Below are 26,211 nucleotides of genomic sequence, written 5' to 3'. Positions count from 1 at the left end.
ACAAGGGGTCTGCCCGTGACAACAATAGTAAGTGTACGACGCAACGGCCAGGTAGTGATTGGCGGTGATGGCCAGGCTACGCTCGGCAATACCGTAATGAAAGGCAACGTTAAAAAAGTCCGTCGTCTTTACAACGATAAAGTGATCGCCGGCTTTGCTGGCGGTACCGCAGATGCCTTCACCCTGTTTGAACTGTTTGAGCGCAAGCTGGAAATGCACCAGGGCCATCTGGTGAAAGCGGCGGTCGAACTGGCTAAAGATTGGCGTACCGATCGCATGCTGCGCCGCCTTGAAGCGCTGCTGGCGGTGGCCGACGAAAACGCCTCATTAATCATCAGCGGCAACGGCGACGTTATCCAGCCGGAAAATGACCTGATCGCAATTGGTTCTGGTGGGCCTTACGCCCAGGCAGCGGCACGCGCGCTGCTGGAAAACACCGACATTGGTGCACACGATATCGTGGAGAAAGCGCTGAACATCGCTGGCGATATCTGTATCTACACCAACCACAATATTAACTTCGAAGCATTACCGTCTAAGGCTAAGGACTAAACATCATGTCTGAGATGACTCCACGCGAGATTGTCAGCGAGCTTAATCGCTTTATCATCGGCCAGGACGGCGCAAAGAAGGCGGTCGCGATCGCCCTGCGTAATCGCTGGCGCCGCATGCAGCTCGACGAAGAGCTGCGCCATGAAGTGACGCCAAAAAACATTCTGATGATTGGTCCAACCGGTGTCGGTAAAACCGAAATCGCCCGTCGCTTAGCCAAACTGGCTAACGCACCGTTCATCAAAGTGGAAGCCACCAAATTCACCGAAGTCGGTTACGTCGGTAAAGAGGTTGATTCCATCATTCGCGATCTGACCGATTCTGCCATCAAGATGGTGCGCAGCCAGGCAATCGAGAAGAACAAGTACCGCGCGGAAGAGATGGCGGAAGAGCGCATCCTGGATGTGCTGATCCCACCCGCGAAAAATAACTGGGGCCAGGCTGAACAAGCGGCTGAGCCATCGGCAGCGCGTCAATCCTTCCGCAAGAAACTGCGCGAAGGCCAGCTGGATGACAAAGAGATTGAGATCGATCTGGCCGCTTCATCGGCTGGCGTTGAGATCATGGCGCCTCCCGGCATGGAAGAGATGACCAGCCAGCTGCAATCGATGTTCCAGAACCTCGGTGGGCAGAAGCAGAAACCGCGTAAGCTGAAAATCAAAGAAGCCATGAAGCTGCTGATTGAAGAAGAAGCGGCCAAGCTGGTGAACCCGGAAGAGCTGAAGCAGGATGCCATCGATGCGGTTGAGCAGCACGGTATCGTGTTCATCGACGAAATCGACAAAATCTGTAAGCGCGGCGGCCAGAATGCGGGCGGTCCAGACGTGTCACGCGAAGGCGTACAGCGCGACCTGCTGCCGCTGGTTGAAGGTTGCACCGTTTCCACCAAGCACGGCATGGTGAAAACCGACCACATTCTGTTTATCGCTTCCGGCGCGTTCCAGGTCGCCAGCCCGTCAGATCTGATCCCAGAACTGCAAGGCCGTCTGCCGATTCGCGTTGAACTGCAGGCGCTGACCGTCAATGACTTCGAGCGCATTCTGACCGAGCCAAACGCCTCGGTTACCGTGCAGTACAAAGCGCTGATGGGCACCGAAGGGGTCAACATCGACTTCACCGATGACGCAGTGCGGCGTATCGCCGAAGCCGCATGGCAGGTGAACGAGACCACCGAGAACATCGGTGCGCGTCGTCTGCATACCGTGCTGGAGCGTCTGATGGAAGATATCTCCTATGACGCCAGCGATCGTAACGGTGAGTCGATCACTATCGATGCCGAGTACGTTGGTAAGCATCTGGATGAGCTGGTGGCCGACGAAGATCTCAGCCGCTTCATTCTGTAAGCTTCACCCGCGAAATCTCTGCCCGGCCACTGTGCCGGGCTTTTTTTTACGCAGGATATTGATGCAACGCTTTTTTTGGCGGTTGATGATTTTGCCAACAATCGCCAGATAGCGATATACTTAGCGCTCCTGTGGCAAACAGACGAAAACCCTCATGAAATACGATACATCTGAACTCTGTGACATCTACCACGAAGCTGTGAATGTTGTTGAACCGCTTTTTTCGAACTTTGGTGGGCGCAGCTCATTCGGTGGTCAAATCACCACAGTGAAATGTTTCGAAGATAACGGCTTACTCTACGATTTGCTGGAAGAGAACGGTCGGGGTCGCGTATTGCTGGTGGATGGCGGCGGTTCGGTCCGTCGCGCACTGGTCGATGCTCAGCTGGCGAGTCTGGCGGCGCAAAATGAGTGGGAAGGCATTGTGGTGTACGGCTCGGTGCGTCAGGTTGACGATCTCGAAGAGCTGGAAATCGGCATTCAGGCGATTGCGGCGATTCCGGTGGGTGCAGCGGGTGAAGGCATTGGCGAAAGTGACGTGCGCGTTAACTTCGGCGGCGTGACTTTCTTCTCTGGCGACCATCTGTATGCCGACAATACCGGCATCATCCTGTCTGAAGACGCGCTCGACATCGAGTAAGCCGCAACAAAAACGGGTGCCGCGGCACCCGTTGGTTTAAGCATTGACGCTTAAACTTCTTCCATTTTTCCCAGCAGTGCCCGCAGACGATCCTGCCAGACATGCTGCTCTTCTTTCAGATGCTGATTTTCACGCACCAGTGCATCCTGGTTGCCTGAAGCCTGGCTGACTTCGTTTTTCAGCGTGTTGTTTTGCTCTTTCAGCTCTTCAATTTCCATCTGCAGCAGAGTGATGGTATCAATCGCCTGCTGTACTTTCGCTTCCAGTTTCTCGAACACTTCAAATGACATCTTTCTGACCTCTCCTAAATCTTGCAAGGCGTTGATGGGGCTAGTGCATGCCTTATTACAGTGCGCTCAGCCACGATGACTCGATTGTATGTAGCCAAACCCAGCAAGTCCAGCGGCACAAGGCCTGCGAGGGCAGTCTGTAACACTTTTCAGTCTATGCCTAAAAAAATGCGCATCTTCGCGCATCTGTGTGCGCGATCACGTCAGCATCGACCAGTAAAGCGCGGTGAATGGGCTTTAAAGAAACGCAAAAGACGCGAAAACGCGCATTTTTATGACGCAGTACACAGTTTTCAATTTCGCTATTTCTCGTTTATGCTCGTTAACGATAAATTCACATCAACCCTACATTGATAGCTGGGCGACTCATGGATGAGAACAAAAACTGATAAAATTTAACCTCGCTTCAGGAATGCCATTATGAGTCAGACAACTAACACACTAAAAGGTCAGTGCATCGCTGAATTTCTCGGTACAGGTTTGATTATCTTCTTTGGTGCAGGCTGCGTTGCTGCACTGAAACTGGCCGGTGCGTCATTCGGTCAGTGGGAAATTTGTATTATCTGGGGTTTAGCCGTCTCCATGGCAGTCTATCTGAGCGCAGGCGTTTCCGGCGCGCATCTTAACCCAGCCGTTACCGTCGCGCTGTGCCTGTTTGCTAATTTTGAAGGTCGCAAAGTTGTTCCCTATATTCTGGCGCAGGTTGCCGGCGCGTTCTGCGCTGCCGCGTTGGTTTACGGTCTCTACTACAATCTGTTCTTTGATTACGAAGCGGGCCATCAAATGGTGCGCGGCAGTGTTGAAAGCCTCGATCTGGCCGGTATCTTCTCGACTTACCCGAACCCGCACATCAGCGTAGCTCAGGCTTTCCTGGTTGAGATGGTGATTACAGCGGTGTTGATGGCAGTGATTATGGCGTTGACCGATGACGGCAACGGTGTGCCGCGTGGTCCGCTGGCTCCGCTGTTGATTGGTCTGCTGGTGGCGGTCATCGGTGGCTCAATGGGTCCACTGACCGGCTTCGCACTCAACCCGGCGCGTGACTTTGGTCCAAAACTGTTCGCCTTCTTCGCTGGTTGGGGCAACGTCGCCTTCACCGGTGGTAAAGATATTCCTTACTTCCTGGTTCCGATTTTTGGCCCGCTGGTCGGTGCTTGCCTCGGAGCCTTTGGTTACCGTTCGCTGATTGGCCGCCATCTGCCAGTTAACGTCGCGGAAGCCAGCACAGCAGAAAAACCGGTTGCGCGCGCTCAGCAGCGTAAAGCGTAAGTTTCATCGATACCACATCAGGACAGCACAATGACTACTGATAAAAAATATATAGTTGCACTCGATCAGGGCACAACCAGCTCACGCGCCGTGGTGCTTGATCATGATGCCAACATCGTTGCGGTTTCTCAGCGCGAATTTACCCAGATCTACCCGAAAGCGGGTTGGGTTGAACATGACCCAATGGATATCTGGGCGTCACAAAGCTCGACGCTGGTGGAAGTGCTGGCGCACGCCGATATTAACTCCGATCAAATCGCGGCGATTGGTATCACCAACCAGCGTGAAACCGCCATCGTGTGGGATAAAGAGACCGGCAAACCGGTTTACAACGCTATCGTCTGGCAGGATCCGCGCACCGCAGATTACTGTAACAAACTGAAGAAAGAGGGTCTGGAAGAGTACATCCAGCACACCACCGGTTTGGTGATTAACCCGTACTTCTCCGGCACCAAAGTGAAGTGGATTCTTGACCACGTTGAAGGCGCACGTGAGCGTGCAAAACGCGGCGAACTGCTGTTCGGTACCGTTGATACCTGGCTGATTTGGAAAATGACGCAGGGACGTGTGCACGTCACCGATCACACCAACGCCTCACGTACCATGATGTACAACATCCACAAGCTGGAGTGGGATGAGCGCATGCTGGAGATCCTCGATATCCCGCGTGAAATGCTGCCAGAAGTGAAAGGATCTTCCGAAGTGTACGGCCAGACCAACATTGGTGGTAAAGGCGGTACGCGTATTCCTATCGCCGGAATCGCCGGTGACCAGCAAGCGGCGCTGTATGGCCAGCTGTGCGTACAACCAGGTATGGCGAAAAACACTTACGGCACCGGCTGCTTTATGTTGATGAACACCGGCACCGAAGCCGTGACTTCGACGCACGGCCTGCTGACCACCATCGCTTGCGGCCCACGCGGCGAAGTGAACTATGCGCTGGAAGGTGCGGTGTTTATCGGTGGTGCGTCGATTCAGTGGCTGCGCGATGAGATGAAGCTGATCAGTGATTCAACCGACTCTGAATACTTCGCGTTGAAAGTGAAAGACACTAACGGCGTATATATGGTGCCGGCCTTCACCGGTTTGGGCGCGCCTTATTGGGACCCGTATGCACGCGGCGCGATTTTCGGTCTGACGCGCGGTGCGAACGCTAACCACATCATCCGTGCCACGCTGGAGTCGATTGCGTACCAGACGCGCGATGTACTGGAAGCGATGCAGAACGATGCTGGCACCCGCCTGCAGTCACTGCGCGTGGATGGTGGTGCGGTCGCCAACAACTTCCTGATGCAGTTCCAGTCTGACATTCTCGGCACGCGCGTTGAGCGTCCGGAAGTGCGTGAAGTCACGGCGCTGGGTGCGGCGTATCTGGCTGGCCTGGCCGTCGGTTTCTGGGGCGACCTGGAAGAAGTTCGCGCTAAAGCGGTGATTGAGCGTGAGTTCCGCCCAAGCATCGAAACCACCGAACGTAACGTCCGTTATGCGGGCTGGAAGAAAGCCGTCGCTCGCGCCAAAGCGTGGGAAGACGAAGAGTAACATCCTGCTGACCCGCGGTGCCCTGCCGCGGGTTTTTCCCCCGTCCCGCTTCCCCGCTGTGTTAAACTGCCTGCCTGTTTTTTGTCAGGTGCCACCATGAAACGAGAACTCGCGATTGAATTTTCCCGCGTGACTGAAGCCGCCGCTCTGGCGGGCTATCACTGGTTAGGACGCGGCGATAAAAATGCGGCCGACGGCGCAGCCGTTCACGCCATGCGGATTATGCTCAACACTATTGATATCGATGGCCAGATTGTGATTGGCGAAGGCGAAATCGACGAAGCGCCGATGCTGTATATCGGTGAGAAAGTCGGTACCGGCCGTGGCGACGCGGTGGATATCGCGGTCGATCCGATTGAAGGCACACGCATGACGGCGATGGGCCAGGCCAATGCGCTGGCGGTGCTGGCGGTTGGTGATAAGGGCAGCTTCCTGCACGCACCTGATATGTACATGGAAAAGCTGATTGTTGGACCGGGCGCACGTGGCGCCATCGACCTCAATCTGCCGCTTGATATCAACCTGAAAAACATCGCGCTGGCATTGGGCAAACCGCTCAGCCAGTTAACGGTATCGATTCTGGCCAAGCCCCGCCACGATGCGGTGATTGCCCAGCTGCAGCAGCTCGGCGTGCGCGTGTTCACCTTCCCGGATGGCGATGTCGCGGCCTCGATTCTGACCTGTATGCCGGATAGCGAAGTGGATGTGATGTACGGCATCGGCGGCGCGCCGGAAGGTGTGGTGTCGGCGGCCGTGATCCGTGCGATGGACGGCGACATGCAGGCACGCCTGCTGGCGCGTCACCAGGTGAAAGGGGATAGCGAAGAGAATCGTCGTCTGGGCGAGAATGAACTGCAACGCTGCGCCGAGATGGGCATTGAAGCGGGTCAGGTACTGAAGCTGGATCAGATGGCGCGCAACGATAACGTTATCTTCGCGGCCACCGGCATCACCACCGGCGATTTGCTGAAAGGCATCACGCGTAACGGCAACATCGCCACCAGCGAAACCCTGCTGGTGCGCGGTAAATCGCGCACCATTCGCCGCATCCAGTCAATCCACTATCTGGATCGCAAAGACGCGGCGCTGCATCAATTTATCCTGTAATCGCCTGCTTGCCGCTCTCCGGATGACGTGAGAGCGGCCACCAGCACAGCAGCATCACCAGCGACGTCGCGAACATCAGCATGCCAAGGCTGGATTGATCGTGCTGCGGCAACAGCGCAGAAAGCCACGCCACCACGCCGGAACCGAGATTCTGCAAGCCTCCGATTAACGCACCCGCGCTGCCCGCCAGCCACGCATATGGCTCCATCGCGCCCGAGGTTGCCAGCGGAAACAGCATGCCCGCGCCAAAGAAGAACAGCGCAGCCGGCACCAGCAACGTCCAGATGTTCATCACGCCAAACCAGGCCGGAACCCACATCAGCAAGCCCGCTAACAGGCAGCTGTTCACGCCGTACCACATCAGCGTGTGCCAGGATTTCTGCTCACGTCCGGCAAACCAGGCGCCAAAGAACGCCGCCGGAATCGGCAGGATAAACAGGATGCTGACGGTTAATCCATCCAGCCCCAACACGCCGCCCATCAGCACGCCACAGCTGGCTTCAAACACCGCGATGCCCGCCAGCGCGCCAATCAGTAGCAGCAGATAACGCACAAAGTTGCCGTCGCTCAGCAAAGTGGCATAACGGCGCAGGAACGGCGTGGCGGGCGTATCCGCTGGACGCGTTTCCGGCAGCCAGCGCGCCATCGACGCGGTGACGCCGACGCACAGCAGCAGCAGGAAGGCGAAACAGGCGTGCCAGCCAAACAGATGCGTCAGCAGCGCCCCAATCACCGGAGCCAGCAGCGGGCTGACCAGAATGCCCATATTAAGCAAGCTGTTCGCCTGGCGCAGCGCGATGCCGGCGTAGAGATCGCGCGGCATGGTGCGCGCCATCACGCCCGCCACGCCGGTACCTAAACCTTGTACCGCGCTGCCCAGCACCAAAATATCCAACGAGGGCGCGAACATAGCGATCAACGCGCCGACGGCAAAGATCGTCATGCCAATCAGGATCACCGGACGGCGGCCAAAACTGTCCGACAGCGGGCCGTAGATCAACTGCGATCCGCCGTAGGTCATCAGGTAGGCGGCCATCACCTGCTGGATCGCCCCGCTGCGCACATTAAGCGTTTCGGCCATGTTGGCCATGGCTGGCACATAGATGGTTTGCGCCATCTGCCCAACCGCCACCAGCACGATCAGCATGAATAACAGAAAGCGATTTTGCGTTTTACTTATCAACATGGAACAAAATGTCTGCCTGAGAAACAAAGAATAAGCAGCACAAAAAAGGCCGCCTCGGATTTATGGCGGCAAAAATATCAGGATTCAGTGACAAATCGAGAGGCGCGGGCAAAGCTGTATGTCTCAAGCCGTCAAGCTGTTTGTCCAGATTGTAAACCGCCCGCTACAGTTGCTGATCTGTGCGCTGCGTTTGTCGCTGAGAGCCCTTTACCCGTGCATGGACTGGAAATCCGTTAGGCCGATGGCGATGATGTACCTAACTAAACAATATTAAGGAGCCAACATGGCAGAGTGGATCAATGCTGAAGTGAAAGAGGTAAAAAACTGGACCGATGCACTGTTCAGCCTGCGCGTTGCAGCGCCGATTGATACCTTTACCGCAGGTCAGTTTGCCAAGCTGGCTCTGGAGATTGACGGTGAGCGCGTGCAGCGCGCCTATTCGTACGTCAACGCGCCGCAGGATCCGCTGCTGGAGTTTTATCTGGTCACGGTGCCGGAAGGCAAACTGAGCCCGCGTTTGCAGGCGCTGCAGCCCGGCGAGCAGGTGATGATCACTAAAGAGGCGGCGGGTTTCTTTGTGCTCGACGAAATTCCAGATTGCCAAACGCTGTGGATGCTGGCGACCGGTACGGCGATCGGCCCCTATTTATCGATCCTGCAACAGGGCGAAGATCTGGATCGTTTCGACAATATTGTGCTGGTACACGCCGCGCGCTTCGCCGATGACCTGAGCTTCCTGCCCTTGATGCAGGCGTTGCAGCAGCGCTATCAGGGCAAGTTACACATCCAAACGGTGGTGAGCCGCGAAGAGATCGCCGGTTCGCTGCACGGCCGCGTACCGCAGTTGATTGAAAGCGGAGAACTGGAGCGTGCGGTTGGCTTGCCGCTGACGGCAGAAACCAGCCATGTGATGCTGTGCGGCAATCCACAGATGGTGCGCGATACCCAGCAGTTGCTGAAAGATACGCGTGAGATGCGCAAACATTTCAAACGCAAACCCGGCCACATGACCAGCGAGCATTACTGGTAATTGGCGCGGAGCGAATAATCTGAGATTTTTCCCAGTGTGGGTTTTGACTTTGCCCGGTAAAAACCGTTCTAATCGTGGGCTAAGTGAATGATTTAGGGCCGAAGCAATGAACAACCTGCCAGTCGCGCTGCTGCTTGGCCTCGCACTGACATTTCCCGCCTGGGCGGACGATGCACCCGCGTTGGATCGTAGCGATCATCTGCCTGCAGCGCCCTATCTGCTCGCGGGTGCGCCGACGTTCGATATGACCGTTGCTCAGTTCCGTGAGAAGTACAACGCTGCTAATCCCAATGCATTGCTGCAGGAGTATCGCGCGATTGATAGTCGCGGCGATAAAAGCAATCTGACGCGTGCCGCCAGCAAAATCAGCGAAACGCTGTATGCCTCAACCGCGCTGGAGCAAGGCACCGGCAAAATCAAAACCCTGCAAATCACCTGGCTGCCGGTTCCCGGTCCCGATATGAAAGCCGCGCAGGCTCGCGCCATGGATTACATGACCGCCCTGCTGCGCTTCTTCATTCCCGGCTTGTCGCCCGAAGAGGGGCGTAAAAAACTCGATTCCCTGCTGAGCGCCGGTAAAGGTGCGCGCTATTTTGCCCGCACCGAAGGTGCATTGCGTTTCGTGGTGGCAGACAACGGCGACAAGGGTTTGACCTTCGCCGTTGAACCGATAAAACTGGCGCTCGCGACGCCCTGATCGCACCGGCAAAAATGACGAAAAGCAAAGCCAGCAACACATTTGATCTCTATACTGTCTCGCAGACATCGCTGCCCGATGGCAGCGCTATTTCATGAATCGCGTTATGCGGAGGAAAGAATGCGACATCCACTGGTTATGGGTAACTGGAAACTGAACGGTAGCAAGCAGATCACCAAAGAGCTGATTGAAGGCCTGCGCAAAGAGCTGTCTGGTGTTGATGGTTGTGGCGTCGCGATTGCACCGCCAGCCATCTATCTGGACCTGGCGAAACACGCCATTTCCGGTAGCCACATTGCTCTGGGTGCTCAGAACGTTGACGTTAATCTGTCTGGCGCATTCACTGGCGAAACTTCCGCAGACATGTTGAAAGACGTTGGCGCGAAATACATCATCATCGGCCACTCTGAGCGCCGCACCTACCACAAAGAGAGCGACGAATTCATCGCGAAGAAATTTGCCGTAGTGAAAGAAGCGGGTCTGGTGCCGGTTCTGTGCATCGGTGAAACTGACGCAGAAAACGAAGCGGGCAAAACGGAAGAAGTGTGCGCACGTCAGATCGACGCTGTGCTGGAAACGCAGGGCGCCGCGGCGTTCGAAGGCGCAGTCATCGCTTATGAGCCGGTTTGGGCTATCGGTACCGGAAAATCAGCGACGCCAGCGCAGGCTCAGGCGGTGCATAAATTCATTCGTGACCATATCGCGAAGAAAGATGCGGCTATCGCTCAGCAAGTGATCATTCAGTACGGCGGTTCGGTCAACGACAAAAACGCCGCTGAGCTGTTCACCCAGCCAGATATCGATGGCGCGCTGGTTGGCGGTGCTTCACTGAAAGCGGATGCTTTTGCGGTAATCGTGAAAGCGGCAGCAGCAGCGAAAAACGCGTAAGTTCTCGTTTTCGATGCAAAAAAGGCGGCTGATTAGCCGCCTTTTTTATTGGCCGCTATTAATTGCGTCCCTACGAAAAAGGGTTATTGCGGCAATATGCTGCAGTTATGATCCTGCAGCTCTTCCGCCGAACCGCTGTTCAGTTTCAGCCAGTTACGTTCCAGCGCCAGCAGCGCTAAACGGCCATCCGGCAACTGTGCCAGCGCCAGGCCATATTTCCCCATCTCGCTGCGCGCATGCGGCACTTCATCCGCCAGACGGATAAACGCACTCTGCTGCGACAGCTCTTGCCTAGAAAGCGCCCGCACCAGATAACCATGCTTGCGCAGCGTTTCACTCTGCCACTGTGCATTCAGTCTCGGTGCCAGTGCATCCAGCTGCTGGCGCACATCCGGACGCAGACAGGAAATATGAATATGCAGCTGATTCTGCGTACGCCCGTATTGCGCATTGATGGCCAGCGACAGCGCGCTATCGGGAATCGGCGCGCCGTGCCTTTGCGCCAGTAATCCGCGCTGTTGCCAGGCTTCGGCAAACAGATTTGGTGTAGCAGGTTCAAGAATGATGGGACTTTCCATGCCGGTGATTTTTTCGATCGGCATCAGCAGATACTGCAACGGCCCGTTGAGATCTTTCAGCGTGACGTAACCCTGCGCGCTATTCACCTGCTGGCATGGCGCTGGGTTGCCCGTCGCCGCCATATTCGGCACGCACTTTTCGCTGATGATCTGCCATAAGGCGTTAGAGTTTTTATGGAAATGGATGGCGCCGGCGATCAGTCCGACAATCAACAGCACCAATAAAGCGGTAAGTAACTTCAGGGTACGACGACTGCCCTGCATAGCCCGATTCCTCTGTTCATCACCTGCCAGCATCCTCGCCTGGCAGGTGATGAAAGTCACGGACTAATCCTCCGCGCCACGCAGGATGGCGTCGAGTTTTTCTGGCTGCAAACGAATCTGCGCTGCACGACGATGCGCCTGCATCCCTTCGGTACGGCTCTGGCGCACCGCAGGAGCAGCGATGGCGGCGATGCCCTGATCGTCAATCCATTGATGCGTGCAGGTTTTCAGATACGCACCGACCCACAATCCGCCGGTGTAACGTGCCGCCGCCATGGTGGGCAGCGTGTGGTTGGTGCCGCAGCATTTATCAGAAAACACCACGCTGGCGTTTTGCCCGATAAACAGCGATCCGTAATTGCGGATGCGCGCCGCCAGCGCATGGGGATCGCGCGCATGGATTTGCAGATGCTCGGTGGCGATTTCATCGGTGTACGCCACCATCGCATCCTCGTCGGCACAGAGAACAATTTCGCCCTGACGCTGCCACGCCTCACCAGCCGTTTTCGCCGTCGGCAAGGATGCCAGCTGCGCCTCAATTTCTCGCAATGTTGCATGCGCCACGCGTTCGCTGGTGGTGGCCAGCCCAACACGCGTGCGCACGTCATGCTCCGCCTGCGCCAGCAGATCCGCTGCCAGCACGCGCGGATCAGCACTGTCATCGGCGACGATAAAGATTTCGCTCGGCCCCGCCAACGCATCAATACCTACTTTGCCAAATACCTGACGCTTCGCCTCATTGACGAAAGCGTTGCCCGGCCCAACGATCTTGTCCACCGCCGGCAGCGATGCGGTGCCGTATGCCATCGCGGCAATGGCCTGCGCACCACCAACTTTGAAAATGCGGTGCGCTCCGGCCAAGTGGCAAATTGCAATCATTGCCGGATGAGCGCCCGGCGGCAGACAGGCGATGATGTTATCGCAGCCCGCCACCACCGCTGGCACGATAGACATCACCGGCGCGGAGAGAATCGGATAGCGTCCGCCCGGCACATAGCAGCCCACGGTTTCAATCGGGATGATGCGATGCCCCAGATGAACGCCCGGCAACGTCTCAATCTCCAGTGGCTGCAAGGTGGCGCGCTGCGCTTCGGCGAAGCGGCGCACCTGCGCAATGGCAAACTCACTGTCCTGGCGGGTTTGATCGGCGAGTTGCGCCAGCGCCTGCTCGATCTCTGCTGCCGAAACTTCCAGCTGCTCCGGCGCGACACCATCAAATTTCTGCGAGTAATCACGCAGTGCCGCGTCTCCGCGCTGACGCACGTTGCTAATAATGTCGCTCACGGTGGCGATCAGGCTGGCATCCGCCTGCGCATCCTCGCCCGCGGCTTGCTTGATAAACTGCACGCGTTGTTTGCTCATGCTTCCGTCTCCGCCAGTTGTCCCAATTTGATCTGCGCCAGCATCGCAAGGTGATCGTAAACCACCCATTCATCAACAATTTTGCCGTTCACCACGTGATAATGGCTCATGCCCATCACCAGCAGACGCTGTCCCGTCGGTTTACCCAACTCGCCGTAGCCAAGATGATGCCCTTCCATTACCCAGCGCACCGCCACTTTGGTGCCGCCCTCTTCACATGGATTGGAGCAGATATGCTGCGGCATCCATGCGCCGTCCGGGATCATGCCGATCAGCGCCAGCGTCTGATGGATCACCGATGCCTGACCATACAGCTCTTTCATCAATGGGCCGTGCCACTGCACATTGCTGGCGTAAACCTCTTTCACTTTGCCCAGCATGCGTTTGTTGTAAATCTCGTGCAGCCAGCCCAGCACCTGTGCTTCGGTATCACTGTGCGCCAACGTGTAATCCGGATCGCTTTCCGGCGGATACTGGCCAAGCAGACGACGGTTTTCGCCAATCTCCGTCAGTCGGAAACCCTTATCAAACTGCTCTTTCGCCATGTTGTAGGCGATCTGGTCGGTATCCAGCCCCAATTGACGCATCAGCGACATGTTGTCGCTCACCACCCATTCGCGGTAAATCTTGTTTTCCAGAATCATGCAATCCGCCACGGTACGCGTGGTAAAGGTGCGATTAGTGGGTTTACCGTACTGGCTTGGCTGCGTGTGGCGGCCGCTACCGGTAACCAGATGCGAGGTGTAAAAACCGTCAACGTCGTTGCCGTTCCAGATCACCTGCGTTGCCATGCCGCGACGTTCCGGGAAGGCGACCAAACGTTGCAAGGTATCGAGCACCACTTGTTCACGGGTATAAATGGTGCCCAATGCGTTATATAACACGCAGTTATGGGTGTAATGGCTGTAGATCAGCCCGACATCGCGCTCATCCCAGATCTTGTGGGTACAACGCACAATGTAATCAACGATATCGGTATAGCAGGGATCGAAACCGCGCATTGGCTGCACCCGCGCACGGTTTTCTGGAACCAGATCGACAAAATCCCGTCGCTCAACCTGCAAAACCGGTTCGGCCTGGGTGCGTGCTGAGGTTTTTTCTGCGCTCTTTTCACTGGCGGTGGCTTTATTAGCCGTATCCGTTGTAGACATAAACACTCCTGCTTTTGACGAATTAAGGGTGAGCGCGGTCCTCGCAATCAAGCGCTGCCGATTCACCCGGCTGAATTCAGGGTGCAGAACGCCGTCGGTAATTAAGGGATTAATTACCGTGACGTGATGCGTTATTTAAAAGTGCTGATTAATCAGCTGAGTAGCTGTAACCAGATTGAGAGTTCATCAATACCTAAATATTCCCGCATGATGACGCCATCACGTAATTCCAAATGAGAAATACCGGAAATACACACTGGCTTGCGCGACGGCGGACCAAACTTTCCGTAGCCGTCATGCCAGCTCAACAGTGACCAGCGCAGGCTGATGCGCACCGGTTCGTTGGCATCGCGGCGCACCACCAAATGATGCAGCTGCGTTTCGCTGTCAGCGAATGAGGCGCGATAGCCGGAAAGGAAGCTGCCAATCTCCTGCTCGCCGGTAAAGCTGCTGTGGCCCGGTCCGTGCAAGGTGGCGGCAGGATGATAAACACCTGGCACCACGCCGCTGTTGCCGCCGGCCCACATGCTGAGATAGCGCTCAATCAAACCCGCGATGGTTCCTTCGGCATCATCGCCATCCGGGCCGCCAGCCCAACGCGCTTCCAGCTCTTCGGGCGCGGGCATCTCCAGCCCTTGCTGCTGGCGCATCTGCGTTAGATGCTGGGCAAACTCCGCCACGTTGGTACCAATCTGCGCAAGAATGCCCGCGCGATCCTGCAGCAGCCACTCTTGCTCCACCAGCCCATCACGACAAATACGATCGGCGAAAGTACGTACCCAAACCGTTTTGCCACTCGGCGCGCCAAAGAAGCCTTCGCCCAGATGCTGAATACGTGCCTGCGTGCGCTGCGAGGCGTACCAACAGGTATCGCCTTCACGCGCGGTGAGAATATCTTCGGTCAGCACCTGACGCTGCGGGAAGCAATGTAACGCTTCCAGCGTCAAACGCATGAAATCGCTGAGTTCGGTCAGGCGCTTTTCCGGCGTGTGAAATACCACCGGCGTGGCGTAGAAATCAGCCAGCTGCCCGATATCCTTCTGCTCCCATACCACGTGGGTTAACGTCAGAATAAACTGCTGAATAGAATCAAACTGGGGACTGAAACCCGGCAATCGCATTACTCAACCTCCTCTGAACGAAATAGCAGCTGGCCGTTCTCTTCTACCACGCCGTGACGCGGACGCCGCGCGGAGTGGCGTACTACCAACGTGCCGGGAATAACAATTTGCTCGGGTGCCATCACCGCGCTGTCGATTTGCTGCATTAGCAGGCCAATGGTGCGTTGCACCATCACTTCAACCGGCTGACAGATAGACGTCAGCGCATACGAAGGCCAGCCCGCTGGACCAACATCGTCATAACCCACCACCGACACATCCTGCGGAATGCGCAGACCAAACTCGTAACGCGCCACATCCATAACCGTCAGCGCCATATGATCGTTGACGGCAAACACCGCATCGGGCGGCGTGCCGCTGCTGAACAATTGACGCGCCGCCTGTGCGGTTTGCTCGCTGTCGTTTTGACCCGCTAACACCGTGACGTCGATGTTGCGCGCGCGCAATGCCTCGCGAAAACCGTCCAGCCGTAGCTGATTTACCGAAGCGTTGTCCGCGCCGGTAATGCAGGCAAAGCGTTGATGTTCGCCTGCCAACAGAAATTCGGCGATCTGACGTGCGGCGGCACGGTTATCGGTATTCACGCTTGACGCCATTTCGCTTTCGGCGGTGCGGTTGAACAGCACCACCGGAATGCCCGCGCCGTGGCACTCTTCGGATAACGCATCGGATAACGCGCCGGATGCCAGCACAATGCCATCCACGCGGTACTGCATGATCTGATCGAAAATGCGGTCAACATTGCTATCCCGATCGCTGACGAACAGCAGCAGATGGTAGTTAAGCGCATCCAGTTCACGCCCCAACGCTTCCAGCACATGGGGATAAAACGGATTATCGAAACAGGAGATCACCACACCAACGATGCGCGAACGTGCGGTGTTCAGCGATCGCGCCAACGCGTTGGGTCGATAACCCAACTCACGGGCAGACTGCAGCACCTTTTCACGCGTGGCCGGTGAAATACTGGCGCCCGGCGTGAAGGTACGCGATACCGCAGACTGTGAAACGCCGGCGTGCTGCGCAACTTGTTGTGAGGTCACTGGACCGAAGGTCTTACGTTTCATGGCGTTATCTTCCTGTTTAGCACACTGATGCACGGGTGACTGCCGGGCATTGTAGCCAATTTCATCAACCGGACTCACCTGCTTCGGTGTGTGTTTTTTACTCTTACACCTTTTTTGCATGCGTATGCAACACTCAATAACTTTTTTTTCACATTGCCAAGCACACACTTTACAAACATGAAATCATTTCGTAACTTCGGCCGTTGAATACGTATTCAATGCATGCAACATAACCGACCCGGACTCAGGATGAAACCCGCGTTTTTAGTCACTTATCTGCGTTGATAAGAGGTTTAACATGTTTCGAGCACTGTTTAGCCGTCCCGAGCTGTTGACGTTTTTCACCATGAGCGTGCTGTTTTTTATCTGCATTCACGGCTTCGATGCCTTCATGGCGCCTTACATGGTGAGATTAGGCATTGAACCGCAAACCATCGGCATGATCATGGGCGCCTCTGGTTTGGCGTCGCTGTGCATCCGTTTTCCGCTCAGCGTCATCTCTGACGTGATGAAAAATCGCAAAGTGTTTATGCAGTTCGCCCTGCTGCTGCCGGTGATTGCCTGGCCGCTGGCGTGGATGTTCCCCGCTGCGCTGACATTCTGGCTGGCCAAGCTGGCCTGCGGCATCGCTGCCGCGAGTTGGGTGCTCTATAACATCATTTTTATTCGCTATTTTCGTCGTGACGACGCGCCGGCTGCGGTGGCGCTGTTGGCATTGGCCGGGCCGATTGGCGTATTTATTAGCAATGCCATTTGCGGTGCCGTTGCCCTATGGCTGGGCAGTACGCAGGCGTTTTTTGTGCCAGCGATTGCCGGTTGCCTGGCGCTGCTTCTCAGCCTGCGCGTTCGTGAAGAGGAAGATAGCCACAAAGCGCCGCACCTCAAAGCCTGTATCGACAGCGCTAAACGCCAGCTAGCGGACCGCTCAATTTGGTTTATTGGGCTGCTGGCGACGGTGGTGATTTTGGTCCCGTTTGCCACTCGCGACACGCTCACGCCCATATACGCTCAGCAGTTAGGTGCCAAGGCGGGCACGCTGGCAGTGCTGAGTAATATCCACTTGTTGTTTTATGGTGTGGCCGTGGCATTGTGCAGTTCCGTGTTTTATCAGCGGCTGGGCTTGGTTAACACCGCGCTGGTGGGCATCGGATTACAAATCATCTCGTCAATTTTCGTCCCCTTGACCAGCAACATGTGGCTGATTTACCTGTGGCAAGGTCTGGCCGGTTTTTCCTTTGGCATGGCGTTTGCCGTGTTTATGTCCTTGAGCGTGGTTAACACTTCGGAACATGAACAAACCACCCGGATGGGGCTGTTTCAAACCATCTATTCGTGCGGCATGTTTTTCGGCCCGGTGTTGATGGGCGTGTTGTTGCAACACGTCAATGTCTACGCGGGTTATTGGGTGATTGGTGGCTTGTGTCTGATCGCTGGCGTGTTAACACCGCTAGCGGCAAAACGGGTGCAGCAGCGTCAGTTGCCGCCAGCGGCACGTAAAGCGAGCGGCATGCTGTCGCAGGATGCGGTGAAATGAGTGCCGCGCGCCTGCAACCGCAGCGCAACAGTGCGGAAGAGGTTGAACGCCGCTTAGCCGCTATCAACGCAGGTCGCGCGCTCAACGCGATTATCAGTATTAATCCCCAGGTGATGAAAGAGGCACAGCGCTGCGATCGCTTATGGCGTAGCGGCGCGCCGGTTGGCGTGCTGCACGGCATTCCGCTGGTGATAAAAGATAATATTGATTGCGTCGGCATGGCTACCACGCTCGGCTGCCGGGCGCTGGCCGAAGCACAGCCACGTGAAGATGCGCGCGTAATTGCACGCCTGAGAACTGCGGGTGCGCTGATTCTCGCCAAAGCGAATCTGTCTGAGTTCGCCTTTGACGTACGTTCGCGCAGTTCGCTCGGCGGCGATGTGCGCAATCCCCTGAATCCACAGCTGACCGCCGGTGGCTCAAGCGGCGGCAGCGCAGCGGCGGTGGTGGCCGGTATGGCGGATGCGGCACTCGGCAGTGATACTGGCGGATCGATTCGCATTCCCGCGGCATGGACCGGTCTGGTGGGACTGCGTCCGGCATTTCGCCGCCGCCAGCTGCGCGGCGTCGCACCGCTTTCGCTCAGCAAAGACACCGTTGGGCCGATGACATGGTGCGTGGATGATGCGGCGCTGCTGCATCAGGTAACGCATGGGCTGCCGGTGCGCCCGCTAGCGCAGCGAACCTTGCGGGGTGTGCGGCTGGGTATGATTAACGATCTGTCAGGCGATGATGACGCGCAACGTCAGGCATTAGCACTGGCTTTCTCTCGTCTGCGGCGGGCGGGCGCCACACTGATTCCGCTGCGGTTACCGCTATCATCGCGCGTGGCGCAGGAACCTTGTCTCAGCCTGCGCGAATTCCATCCGGCGATGTCCCGCTGGCTAAGCAAAATGGACCATGCGCCTGCTTCGCTTTCGGATCTGCTGGCACGAGGCGAACATCTCGCCGAGTTCGATGAACTGCTGCAATTACACCTCACGCGCAGCGCGCTGGTGTGTGCCGCATGGCGCGAGCAACGCCGTTTTCAACGCCATTTGCGTCAGCAACTGCAACAGCAGATGCAGGATCAGCGGCTGGATGCGCTGATTTATCCCACCAGCCAGCGCACTCCGATTTCACTGGAGAAGATGCCGCCGGGCTGGGCGCCGGAGCTGGCGGCCATCAGCGGCTTACCCGCCGTAACGTTGCCGTTTGGTCAATTGACTAACGGTTTGCCGCTGGGGCTGGAACTGCTCTATCCAGCGCCTGATGAAGAAGCATTGCTGGCGCTCGCTTTGGCGATAGAGCGACTGTAAAACCAGAAAATTCATCATGTTAACCCCCGTTCTGCGGGGCTTTCTGCTGCCTGCAATTTGAAAAAACTGCGCACATTCTCACTTTTCATTTTTTCCCCTTTCAGCCTCTTTACGCTCTTTGCATACGTATGCAAACCTGATTAACAGCAATCAATGATGAGGAAAAGAGCATGGCAATCTGGTTAAAACAGGCGGCAGCGAAAGCAGAACGCCAACAGCAGCAACAGCGCGTTCGCAGCGATGTGGAAGCAGTGCTGGCGCAAATTGAAGCGCGCGGCGATGACGCGGTGCGCGAACTCTCGATTAAGTTCGATGGCTTTGCCCGCGATGATTTCCGCTTAACGCCGCAGGAGATCAATGCCTGCCTGCAACAGCTGACCAAACAAGATATTCGCGACATCGAATTCGCTCAGGAGCAGGTGCATAACTTCGCTCAGGCGCAAAAAAATTGCCTGACCGATTTGGCGATTGAAACGCGTCCGGGCGTGATACTTGGCCATCGCAACATTCCCATCAGCAATGTCGGCTGTTACGTGCCGGGCGGCAAATACCCGCTGCTGGCTTCGGCGCATATGTCGATCATTACCGCCAAAGTCGCAGGCTGCGATCGCATCGTGAGCTGCGCCCCGCCGTTTCACGGTAAACCGGCTGCAGCCATTGTTGCGGCGCAGTCGATGGCCGGCGCCGACGAGATCTATGCGCTCGGCGGCATTCAGGCGGTGGGCGCCATGGCGATTGGTACTGAGCGGATTGCGCCGGTCGATATGTTAGTCGGGCCGGGCAACGCGTGGGTGGCCGAAGCCAAACGCCAGCTATTTGGCCGCGTTGGCATCGACCTGTTCGCTGGCCCGACCGAAACGCTGGTGATCGCCGATGACAGCGTTGACGGTGAACTCTGCGCAACCGATCTGCTCGGCCAGGCGGAACATGGCCCCACCTCACCCGCGATTCTGCTGACCTGCTCGCGCCAGCTGGCACAGGAGACCGAGCGCTATATCCACCAGCTGTTGCTGCAACTGCCTACCGCCGATGTGGCGCAACAAGCCTGGCACGATTATGGCGAAATCATTCTCTGTGCCGATCACGATGAGATGCTGGCAGAAGCCAACCGCATCGCTTCTGAACACGTGCAGGTGATGACCGATCGCGATGACTGGTATCACCAGAACATGCGCAATTACGGCGCGCTGTTTCTCGGGCCGCGTACCAATGTGGCTTATGGCGACAAGGTGATCGGCACCAACCATACGCTGCCCACGCTGGGTGCATCGCGTTATACCGGCGGCTTGTGGGTGGGCAAATTTATGAAAACCTGCACCTGGCAGCGCGTCACCAGCGATGCGGCTTCGGCAGAAATCGGCGCTTACTGCTCGCGCCTGGCGCTGCTGGAGGGCTTTGCCGGTCATGCCGAACAGGCCAACATTCGCGTGCGCCGCTACGGCCAGCAGGATGTGGCCTACGCCGCACCCGCGCCGGTTACGGTGAAATAAGGAGGCGCGCATGGTTCCGACTACCCCTTTATTTCGCCTGGATGGACAGCGCGCGCTGGTGACCGGCGGCTCGCGCGGTATCGGCTTTGCCGCCGCTATCGCGCTGGCCGACGCCGGAGCGCAGGTGTGGATTGCCGCGCGCGACACCGATCGCCTGGCGCACGGCGTGCAGCAGGCGGCGAGCGCCGGCCTGACATTGCATCCGCTGCCGCTCGACGTCTGCAACACGCGCGCGGTGCGCCAGACACTACACGATTTGCCGAGCTTTCATGTGCTGGTCAACAGCGCCGGGCTGGCGCGCCATCAGCCGTTTAGCGAGGTCAGCGAAGCCAACTTTGATGCGGTGATGGACGTAAACCTGCGCGCCACGTTTTTCCTGTCGCAGCAGGTCGCGGCCGGTATGCAGGCCGCCGGACACGGCGGCAGCATTATCCATCTCTCTTCGCAGATGGCGCACGTCGGCGGCCCGCAGCGCAGCGTCTACTGCGCATCAAAAGCGGCGCTGGAAGGGCTGACGCGTGCCATGGCGCTGGAGCTGGGACGCGATGGCATTCGCATCAACACCTTGTGCCCCACCTTTATCGAAACCGAACTGTCGCAGGCCTCGCTGGCAGATGAAGCGTTTCGCCAGCAGACGCTGCGCCGCATTCAGATTGGTCGTCTTGGCACGCTGGAAGATGTGATGGGGCCGGTGGTGTTTCTGGCATCACCGGCCGCAGCGTTGGTCACCGGCAGCGCGCTGAAGGTGGATGGCGGCTGGACGGCTTATTGAGGAACTCATTATGAAAGCGTTATTGCGTCGTGATGTGCTGCTGTTTTTCATTATTAGCTTGCTGTTTTTTATCAGCATTCACGCCTTTGATCCGTTTCTCGCCCCCTACATCATGTCGCTGAATGTCGAGGCGCGCGTGATGGGAATTATCATCGGCGCGACCGGATTGGCCTCGATGCTGCTGCGTTTTCCGACCGGCATTCTGTCGGACCGCTTTCGCCGCCGCAAACGCATTATCCAGATTGGCTTGTTGTTTACGCTTATCGCCTGGCCGGTGGTTTACCTTTGGCCGACACCGGAAACACTGTTTATCGCCAAGCTCGCCGATGGCGTCACCAGCGCGACGTGGGTGGTGTATAACGTGATGTTCGTGGCTTACTTCCCGCCGCTGGAAGCCGCCGCCGCGATCGCCATGCTGAGCGTCACCTCGCCGGTAGGCACTTTTATCGGGATTTCGGTGGCGGGATTTATTGCCCGTCATTTCGGTGCCGAATCGAGCTTTTTGGTGGCGTCCGCTGCCGCGCTGCTGGCTTTTTTGCTGACATTCTTTATCCGTGAAAAACGCCCGGAAGCGATGCCCACGGCGCAACGTCTCTCTGCGGTTCGCACTCAGCTGCGTGATCCTTCGGTGTGGTATCTCGGCGGACTCTGTGCACTGGTGATGATGGTGCCATTTGCCACGCGCGACACGCTGACGCCGCTACTGGCAGAAGGCTTTGGCATGGCGGCCGCTTCGCTGGCGACGCTAAGCGGCATCCATCTGTTCTTTTATGCGCTGGCCACCGCGCTGTGCGCGCCCTTCTTCTATCGCCTGCTGGGCTTACGCAACACGGCAATTATCGGCGGCGTGCTGCAAGGGGCCGTAGCGATAGCCATGCCTTACGCGCCCAATATCTGGCTGCTGTATGGCTTGCAGGCGCTGGCGGGCTGTGCCTTCGGCATGATCTCCACCGTGCTGAATTCGCTGATCGTCACCCGCACGCCCGCCTGGCAGCAATCCACTCGCGTTGGGCTATATCAAAGCATCTACTCCGCCGGGATTTTCTTTGGCCCGGTGCTGGTCGGCTACATCAAATATTACTTCGCGATGCAGCAGGGCTTTATGGTGATTGGCATTATTTCATTACTGTCGCTGCTGCTGGTGCGCCATGTGATGCGGATGGTGAATGCCCGTCCTGTGGCGGAGGGCTAATCATGTCACTGCCTTTGGTGTTACTGGGCGGTACCTTGTGCGACGGCGCGTTGTGGCAACCGCTTTGCCGCCATCTACCGCAGCAGCCGATGATCATTCCCGAGATGAGCGGTGCTGACAGCGCCGAACAGCTCGCGGCACAGCTGCTGAATGATTTGCCGGCGCGCTTTTTACTGGTGGGATTCTCGCTGGGTGCGCTGGTGGCACTGGAGATGCAGGCGCAAGCCGCGCAACGCATCGCGGGCCTCGCGCTGCTGGCGGTGAATCCGTTGGCGGATGCGCCGGTCAACGCTGCGGGACGTATTGCCTTGCTTGATCGAGCTGCGAAAAACGGTATGCGATCGGTGATTGAGCAACTCTGGCCGCGCTATGTGCATGCATCGCGGCTGGCGGATCGCGAGCTGCTTGGCGCGCTGGTGACGATGGCAGAACGCAGCAGCGTTGAGCGCTTTCGTCAACAGACCGCCATCGCCCTACAACGTCGCGATTTACGGCATACCTTACCGGCGCTGCAGGCACCGCTGTTGATCCTCAACGGCGACAGCGACGCCATCTGCACCCCCGAACACCATCACCTGCTTGTCAAAGCGGCTCCCGCCGCACGCCACATCACGCTTGAGCAGTGCGGACACTTTCTGCTGCTGGAGCAGCCGCAAGCTTGTGCCCGCGCGCTGCAAACCTGGATTAAGAGGAGTGAATTATGCGTATCAACCCTTTAAAACAACGCCGTGAACCGATTATTAACGGCTGGCTGGCGATCCCCAGCAGCTACAGCGCCGAGATTGCCGGACATCAGGGCTTTGATGCCGTCACCGTTGACCTGCAACATGGCCTGATCGATTTCGCCGCCGCACTCAGCATGTTGCAGGCGCTATCCTCCACACCCGCGACGCCGCTGGTGCGCGTCTCGCACAACGAGCCGGCGCAGATTATGCGCATGCTGGATGCCGGCGCCTACGGCATTATCTGCCCGATGATCAACGATGCCGCCGAAGCGCAGCAGTTTGTCGATGCCTGCCGCTATGCGCCGCAAGGTTCGCGCTCGTTTGGTCCAGCGCGTGCGCTGCTGTATGGCGGCAAAGATTATCCGCAGCATGCTAACCAGCAAATTCTGACGCTGGCGATGATTGAAACACGCGCGGGGTTGGCCAATCTTGATGCCATTCTCGACGTCGAGGGATTGGACGGCGTGTTTATCGGCCCCAACGATCTGTCCCTTACCCTCACCGGCCAGGCCAGCGCCGAATCGCAGCATCCTGAGATGTTAAATGCCATTGAACGGGTGCTGAGCCGCACCCGCGCCGGCCACAAACTGGCCGGTATTTTTTGTACCAGCGGAGAAGCCGCCGCACAGCGCATCGCACAGGGCTTTCAGTTGGTGACCCCCGCCAATGATGTGATGCAGCTAACGCATGCCGCACGCCACGCTGTCGCCACCGCGCGCGGTGAGGCGTTGCCTGTTCGTTCTGGTTCGGGTTATTGAGGAGAAGAAGATGAAACAGCAAACATTGTCCGCTACAGCAGCACGTGCGCGCCTGATTGCGCCGCAAGATATGGTGTCGTGCAATCTGGCGTTTATCGACTGCAAACTGCCGGGTTCGCATCTCAAGCAGAATTACTCGTTTATCGGGCCGGGCGTGACGCAGTCGTCTGAGCAGGTGATCAATATTCCTGAAGCGCACGGTTTTAATATTGGCGCGGCGGCGATGCCAAAAGGCGTGACCAATAATCTGCATCTGCATTTCACTGCCGAAGTCTTCCTGATCCATGAAGGCCGCTGGCGTTTCCGCTGGGGGAATAAAGGCGAAGAGTCGCTGGAGCTCGACGCTCCGGCGATTGTCAGCCTGCCCACCTGGATTTTCCGTGGCTTCACCAATGTGTCGGCTACCGATACCGATGGCTGGGTATTTACCGTGCTGGGCGGCGATAACACCGGCGGCATTATCTGGCATCCCGATGTGATGTCGGCAGCGGCGGAATATGGACTCTATCTCAGCCCCAATAACATGCTGATCGATACCTCAACCGGCGCGGCGATCCCGCCGGTTGCAGAGCGTATGCCGCCGCTGCCCGAGGTGGAGATGGCGCAGTTACAGCATTTTACGCCCGAGCAGATGGCGCAGTTTGCCGTCACCGGTGAGCAGCGCGCCTGGAGCGATCACGCGCTACTGGATGCCATGTTGCCGGGTCACGGTGCGCGTATGGCACCCGTTATCGGCTATGGCATCAATCAGGATCGTCAGGTCGCTCCGCCCATCAACACACCACACGGCTTCTCAGTAGAGTGGCTGGCTTTGCCAAAAGCGGGCGAGATGGGTACGCACCGCTGCGCACAGGTGCAAGTACTCATGGTGTTTAAGGGCACGCTTACTGTGACCTTCAATCGTGATGGTGAAGAAGTGACGATGACCGCGCCGGAGCGTTCGGTGATTTCCGTGCCGGCAGGCAGCTGGCGTCGCTATCAGGCATCCGATCATGCGTGTGAAGTGGTGATTACCACTGCGGGTGACGGACGGAAAAAACTGGAATGGGATAAAGCGATTGTCGATGCCGCTGCTGCGTTAGGTTGGGGGCTGGATCCAGATGGCTATCTGGTACGTCAGGCATTGTTGCCGCTGGTGGCCCAGCGTGCCGGTCGGCGGTTGGCGACGCAAGAGGCGTAATCGTATGTAAAAAGGTCGCCATAAATGGCGACCTGACGATGTACGTTATGGCTTCATCACCTGGTCGTAGCTGCCGCCATCGGCGAAGTGGGTTTTCTGGGCTTGCGTCCAGCCACCAAACTTGTTGTCGATAGTGAACAGTTTTACCGGGGCGAATTTATTGGCAAATTTCTCCGCAACGGCTTTATCACGTGGACGATAGAAATTTTCCGCCGCGATAGTCTGACCTTCCGGCGAGTAGAGATACTTGAGGTAATCTTCGGCTACTTTGCGGGTGCCCTGCTCGTCGACCACTTTATCCACTACCGAAACCGTTGGCTCCGCCAGAATCGATTCGCTTGGGGTGACGATCTCAAACTTGTCTTTACCCAGCTTATTTACCGCCAGATAGGCTTCGTTTTCCCACGCTATCAGCACATCGCCAATGCCGCGTTCCACGAAGGTGTTAGTGGCACCACGTGCGCCGGAATCCTGCACTTCTACGTTCTTAAACAGCGATTTCACGTAAGCCAGCGCTTTGGCTTGATCGCCGTTGTTCTGATCCAGCGCCCAGCCCCATGCAGCCAGATAATTCCAGCGTGCGCCGCCTGACGTTTTCGGGTTTGGCGTGATGACGGAAACGCCCGGTTTGATCAGATCTGGCCAATCATGAATGCCTTTCGGGTTGCCTTTGCGCACCAGGAACACGATGGTTGAGGTGTAGGGTGCGGAGTTGTCCGGCAGGCGCTTAATCCAGTCTTTATTGATACGACCTCGGTCAGCAATAGCATCGACATCAGATTGCAGCGCCAGCGTAACCACATCAGCACGGATGCCATTGATCACTGAGGTTGCTTGTTTACCTGAACCGCCGTGCGACTGGCGAATCACCACGTTGTCGCCGGTTTCCTGCTTGTAATGCGCGTTAAACGCTTTGTTGTACTGCTCGTACAGCTCACGGGTTGGATCGTAAGAGACGTTTAACAGCTGAATATCCTTTGCCAGAACACTGGTTGAAGCCAGTAACAGGGTGACACCAATACTCCACTTATTCATTGCTTGCTCTCCCGAGGTCGTTATAGAACAAGACTGACACAAACTTATCCACGGATTAAAGAATTAAAAATAAGCTGTTATAACCGCACGGAATATGAGCAGGCATAAAAAAGGCGCGAATCGCGTCGCGCCTTGATGCTGAA

General features: G+C 57.0%; 25 protein-coding genes. 17 read left to right on the top strand and 8 right to left on the bottom strand.

Translation table 11 applies throughout. The annotated features are described in order from the left end of the window. Positions 1-15: 15 nt before the first annotated feature. The 3 genes from hslV to rraA all read left to right on the top strand — a co-directional run bounded on the left by hslV (position 16) and on the right by rraA (position 2,535). Positions 16-552 carry an ATP-dependent protease subunit HslV gene (gene hslV / locus KVT28_RS23505; RefSeq protein ID WP_101760642.1) on the top strand — a complete coding sequence of 179 codons (537 nt, stop codon included), beginning with the start codon at positions 16-18 and terminating at the stop codon, positions 550-552. A 5-nt stretch (positions 553-557) separates the two neighbouring features. Further along, positions 558-1,895 carry an HslU--HslV peptidase ATPase subunit gene (hslU, locus tag KVT28_RS23500; protein WP_007885388.1) on the top strand — a complete coding sequence of 446 codons (1,338 nt, stop codon included), beginning with the start codon at positions 558-560 and terminating at the stop codon, positions 1,893-1,895. Between the two features lie 154 nt (positions 1,896-2,049). Beyond that, the gene (gene rraA / locus KVT28_RS23495) at positions 2,050-2,535 is read left to right on the top strand and encodes a ribonuclease E activity regulator RraA (protein ID WP_061720294.1); all 486 of its coding nucleotides are present in this window, start codon (positions 2,050-2,052) and stop codon (positions 2,533-2,535) included. Between the two features lie 50 nt (positions 2,536-2,585). Here rraA and zapB read toward each other — a convergent pair whose 3' ends face one another. Then, on the bottom strand, positions 2,586-2,825 hold the full coding sequence (zapB, locus tag KVT28_RS23490) for a cell division protein ZapB (protein ID WP_007885384.1): 240 nt from the start codon (positions 2,823-2,825) through the stop codon (positions 2,586-2,588). 420 nt (positions 2,826-3,245) lie between these two features. On the opposite strand from zapB, the gene KVT28_RS23485 reads away from it, so the two are divergent. From KVT28_RS23485 to glpX, 3 genes are all read left to right on the top strand, one after another. Next, a complete protein-coding gene (locus tag KVT28_RS23485) occupies positions 3,246-4,094 on the top strand; it encodes an MIP/aquaporin family protein (RefSeq protein ID WP_061720295.1) in 849 nt (282 codons plus the stop codon). Positions 4,095-4,124: 30 nt separating this feature from the next. Next, positions 4,125-5,633, top strand: coding sequence for a glycerol kinase GlpK (gene glpK, locus KVT28_RS23480; RefSeq protein ID WP_110868179.1), 1,509 nt, complete (start codon positions 4,125-4,127; stop codon positions 5,631-5,633). 96 nt (positions 5,634-5,729) lie between these two features. Then, positions 5,730-6,740, top strand: a complete 1,011-nt coding sequence (gene glpX / locus KVT28_RS23475; RefSeq protein ID WP_101760644.1) for a class II fructose-bisphosphatase — start codon at positions 5,730-5,732, stop codon at positions 6,738-6,740. Here glpX and emrD read toward each other — a convergent pair. After that, positions 6,730-7,926: a multidrug efflux MFS transporter EmrD gene (gene emrD / locus KVT28_RS23470; RefSeq protein ID WP_254633627.1), complete on the bottom strand. Its 1,197-nt coding sequence runs from the start codon at positions 7,924-7,926 to the stop codon at positions 6,730-6,732. The two genes, glpX and emrD, sit on opposite strands and share 11 nt — an antisense overlap. Positions 7,927-8,209: 283 nt before the next feature. Here emrD and fpr point away from each other — a divergent pair, with 283 nt between their 5' ends. From fpr to tpiA, 3 genes are all read left to right on the top strand, one after another. Next, positions 8,210-8,956 carry a ferredoxin--NADP(+) reductase gene (fpr, locus tag KVT28_RS23465; protein ID WP_110868182.1) on the top strand — a complete coding sequence of 249 codons (747 nt, stop codon included), beginning with the start codon at positions 8,210-8,212 and terminating at the stop codon, positions 8,954-8,956. 106 nt (positions 8,957-9,062) lie between these two features. After that, a complete protein-coding gene (locus tag KVT28_RS23460; RefSeq protein ID WP_101760647.1) occupies positions 9,063-9,653 on the top strand; it encodes a YiiQ family protein in 591 nt (196 codons plus the stop codon). Positions 9,654-9,773: 120 nt separating this feature from the next. Continuing rightward, on the top strand, positions 9,774-10,541 hold the full coding sequence (gene tpiA, locus KVT28_RS23455; RefSeq protein WP_008109693.1) for a triose-phosphate isomerase: 768 nt from the start codon (positions 9,774-9,776) through the stop codon (positions 10,539-10,541). A gap of 83 nt (positions 10,542-10,624) precedes the next feature. On the opposite strand, the gene KVT28_RS23450 is transcribed toward tpiA, so the two are convergent. The 5 genes from KVT28_RS23450 to KVT28_RS23430 all read right to left on the bottom strand — a co-directional run bounded on the left by KVT28_RS23450 (position 10,625) and on the right by KVT28_RS23430 (position 16,084). After that, positions 10,625-11,383, bottom strand: coding sequence for a CDP-diacylglycerol diphosphatase (locus KVT28_RS23450; RefSeq protein ID WP_217550437.1), 759 nt, complete (start codon positions 11,381-11,383; stop codon positions 10,625-10,627). 63 nt (positions 11,384-11,446) lie between these two features. Then, positions 11,447-12,745 carry a histidinol dehydrogenase gene (gene hisD, locus KVT28_RS23445; protein ID WP_101760649.1) on the bottom strand — a complete coding sequence of 433 codons (1,299 nt, stop codon included), beginning with the start codon at positions 12,743-12,745 and terminating at the stop codon, positions 11,447-11,449. Then, positions 12,742-13,896: an ester cyclase gene (locus KVT28_RS23440; RefSeq protein ID WP_061720303.1), complete on the bottom strand. Its 1,155-nt coding sequence runs from the start codon at positions 13,894-13,896 to the stop codon at positions 12,742-12,744. Before KVT28_RS23440 ends, hisD (KVT28_RS23445) begins: the two co-directional genes overlap by 4 nt. Positions 13,897-14,048: 152 nt before the next feature. Continuing rightward, complete coding sequence (locus tag KVT28_RS23435; protein ID WP_110868187.1) at positions 14,049-15,017, bottom strand: nuclear transport factor 2 family protein; 969 nt, start codon at positions 15,015-15,017, stop codon at positions 14,049-14,051. Next, complete coding sequence (locus KVT28_RS23430) at positions 15,017-16,084, bottom strand: LacI family DNA-binding transcriptional regulator (RefSeq protein WP_101760652.1); 1,068 nt, start codon at positions 16,082-16,084, stop codon at positions 15,017-15,019. Before KVT28_RS23430 ends, KVT28_RS23435 begins: the two co-directional genes overlap by 1 nt. Positions 16,085-16,382: 298 nt before the next feature. Here KVT28_RS23430 and KVT28_RS23425 point away from each other — a divergent pair, with 298 nt between their 5' ends. From KVT28_RS23425 to KVT28_RS23390, 8 genes are all read left to right on the top strand, one after another. Further along, complete coding sequence (locus tag KVT28_RS23425; RefSeq protein ID WP_192415330.1) at positions 16,383-17,618, top strand: MFS transporter; 1,236 nt, start codon at positions 16,383-16,385, stop codon at positions 17,616-17,618. Continuing rightward, entirely contained in the window at positions 17,615-18,916 is a 1,302-nt protein-coding gene (locus KVT28_RS23420) for an amidase (protein ID WP_217550435.1), read from the top strand. Before KVT28_RS23425 ends, KVT28_RS23420 begins: the two co-directional genes overlap by 4 nt. Before the next feature lie 170 nt (positions 18,917-19,086). Then, positions 19,087-20,406 (top strand): histidinol dehydrogenase, encoded by a 1,320-nt coding sequence (hisD, locus tag KVT28_RS23415; RefSeq protein WP_217550433.1) that lies wholly within the window; start codon positions 19,087-19,089, stop codon positions 20,404-20,406. 10 nt (positions 20,407-20,416) lie between these two features. Next, the gene (locus KVT28_RS23410; protein ID WP_217550431.1) at positions 20,417-21,178 is read left to right on the top strand and encodes an SDR family NAD(P)-dependent oxidoreductase; all 762 of its coding nucleotides are present in this window, start codon (positions 20,417-20,419) and stop codon (positions 21,176-21,178) included. Positions 21,179-21,188: 10 nt separating this feature from the next. Continuing rightward, on the top strand, positions 21,189-22,370 hold the full coding sequence (locus KVT28_RS23405; protein WP_158238591.1) for an MFS transporter: 1,182 nt from the start codon (positions 21,189-21,191) through the stop codon (positions 22,368-22,370). Positions 22,371-22,372: 2 nt separating this feature from the next. After that, positions 22,373-23,089: an alpha/beta fold hydrolase gene (locus KVT28_RS23400; protein WP_217550430.1), complete on the top strand. Its 717-nt coding sequence runs from the start codon at positions 22,373-22,375 to the stop codon at positions 23,087-23,089. After that, a complete protein-coding gene (locus KVT28_RS23395) occupies positions 23,071-23,853 on the top strand; it encodes an HpcH/HpaI aldolase/citrate lyase family protein (protein WP_101760659.1) in 783 nt (260 codons plus the stop codon). Before KVT28_RS23400 ends, KVT28_RS23395 begins: the two co-directional genes overlap by 19 nt. A 10-nt stretch (positions 23,854-23,863) precedes the next feature. After that, a complete protein-coding gene (locus KVT28_RS23390; protein WP_217550428.1) occupies positions 23,864-25,033 on the top strand; it encodes a cupin in 1,170 nt (389 codons plus the stop codon). Positions 25,034-25,078: 45 nt separating this feature from the next. Here KVT28_RS23390 and KVT28_RS23385 read toward each other — a convergent pair whose 3' ends face one another. Continuing rightward, complete coding sequence (locus KVT28_RS23385) at positions 25,079-26,068, bottom strand: sulfate ABC transporter substrate-binding protein (protein WP_217550426.1); 990 nt, start codon at positions 26,066-26,068, stop codon at positions 25,079-25,081. Positions 26,069-26,211: the final 143 nt, after the last annotated feature.

This window comes from Pantoea sp. GbtcB22, from assembly GCF_019091025.1.
Lineage (GTDB): Bacteria > Pseudomonadota > Gammaproteobacteria > Enterobacterales > Enterobacteriaceae > Pantoea > Pantoea leporis.
Note: the sequence above shows the minus strand (reverse complement) of the source record. Positions and strands in the feature narration are given on the sequence as shown.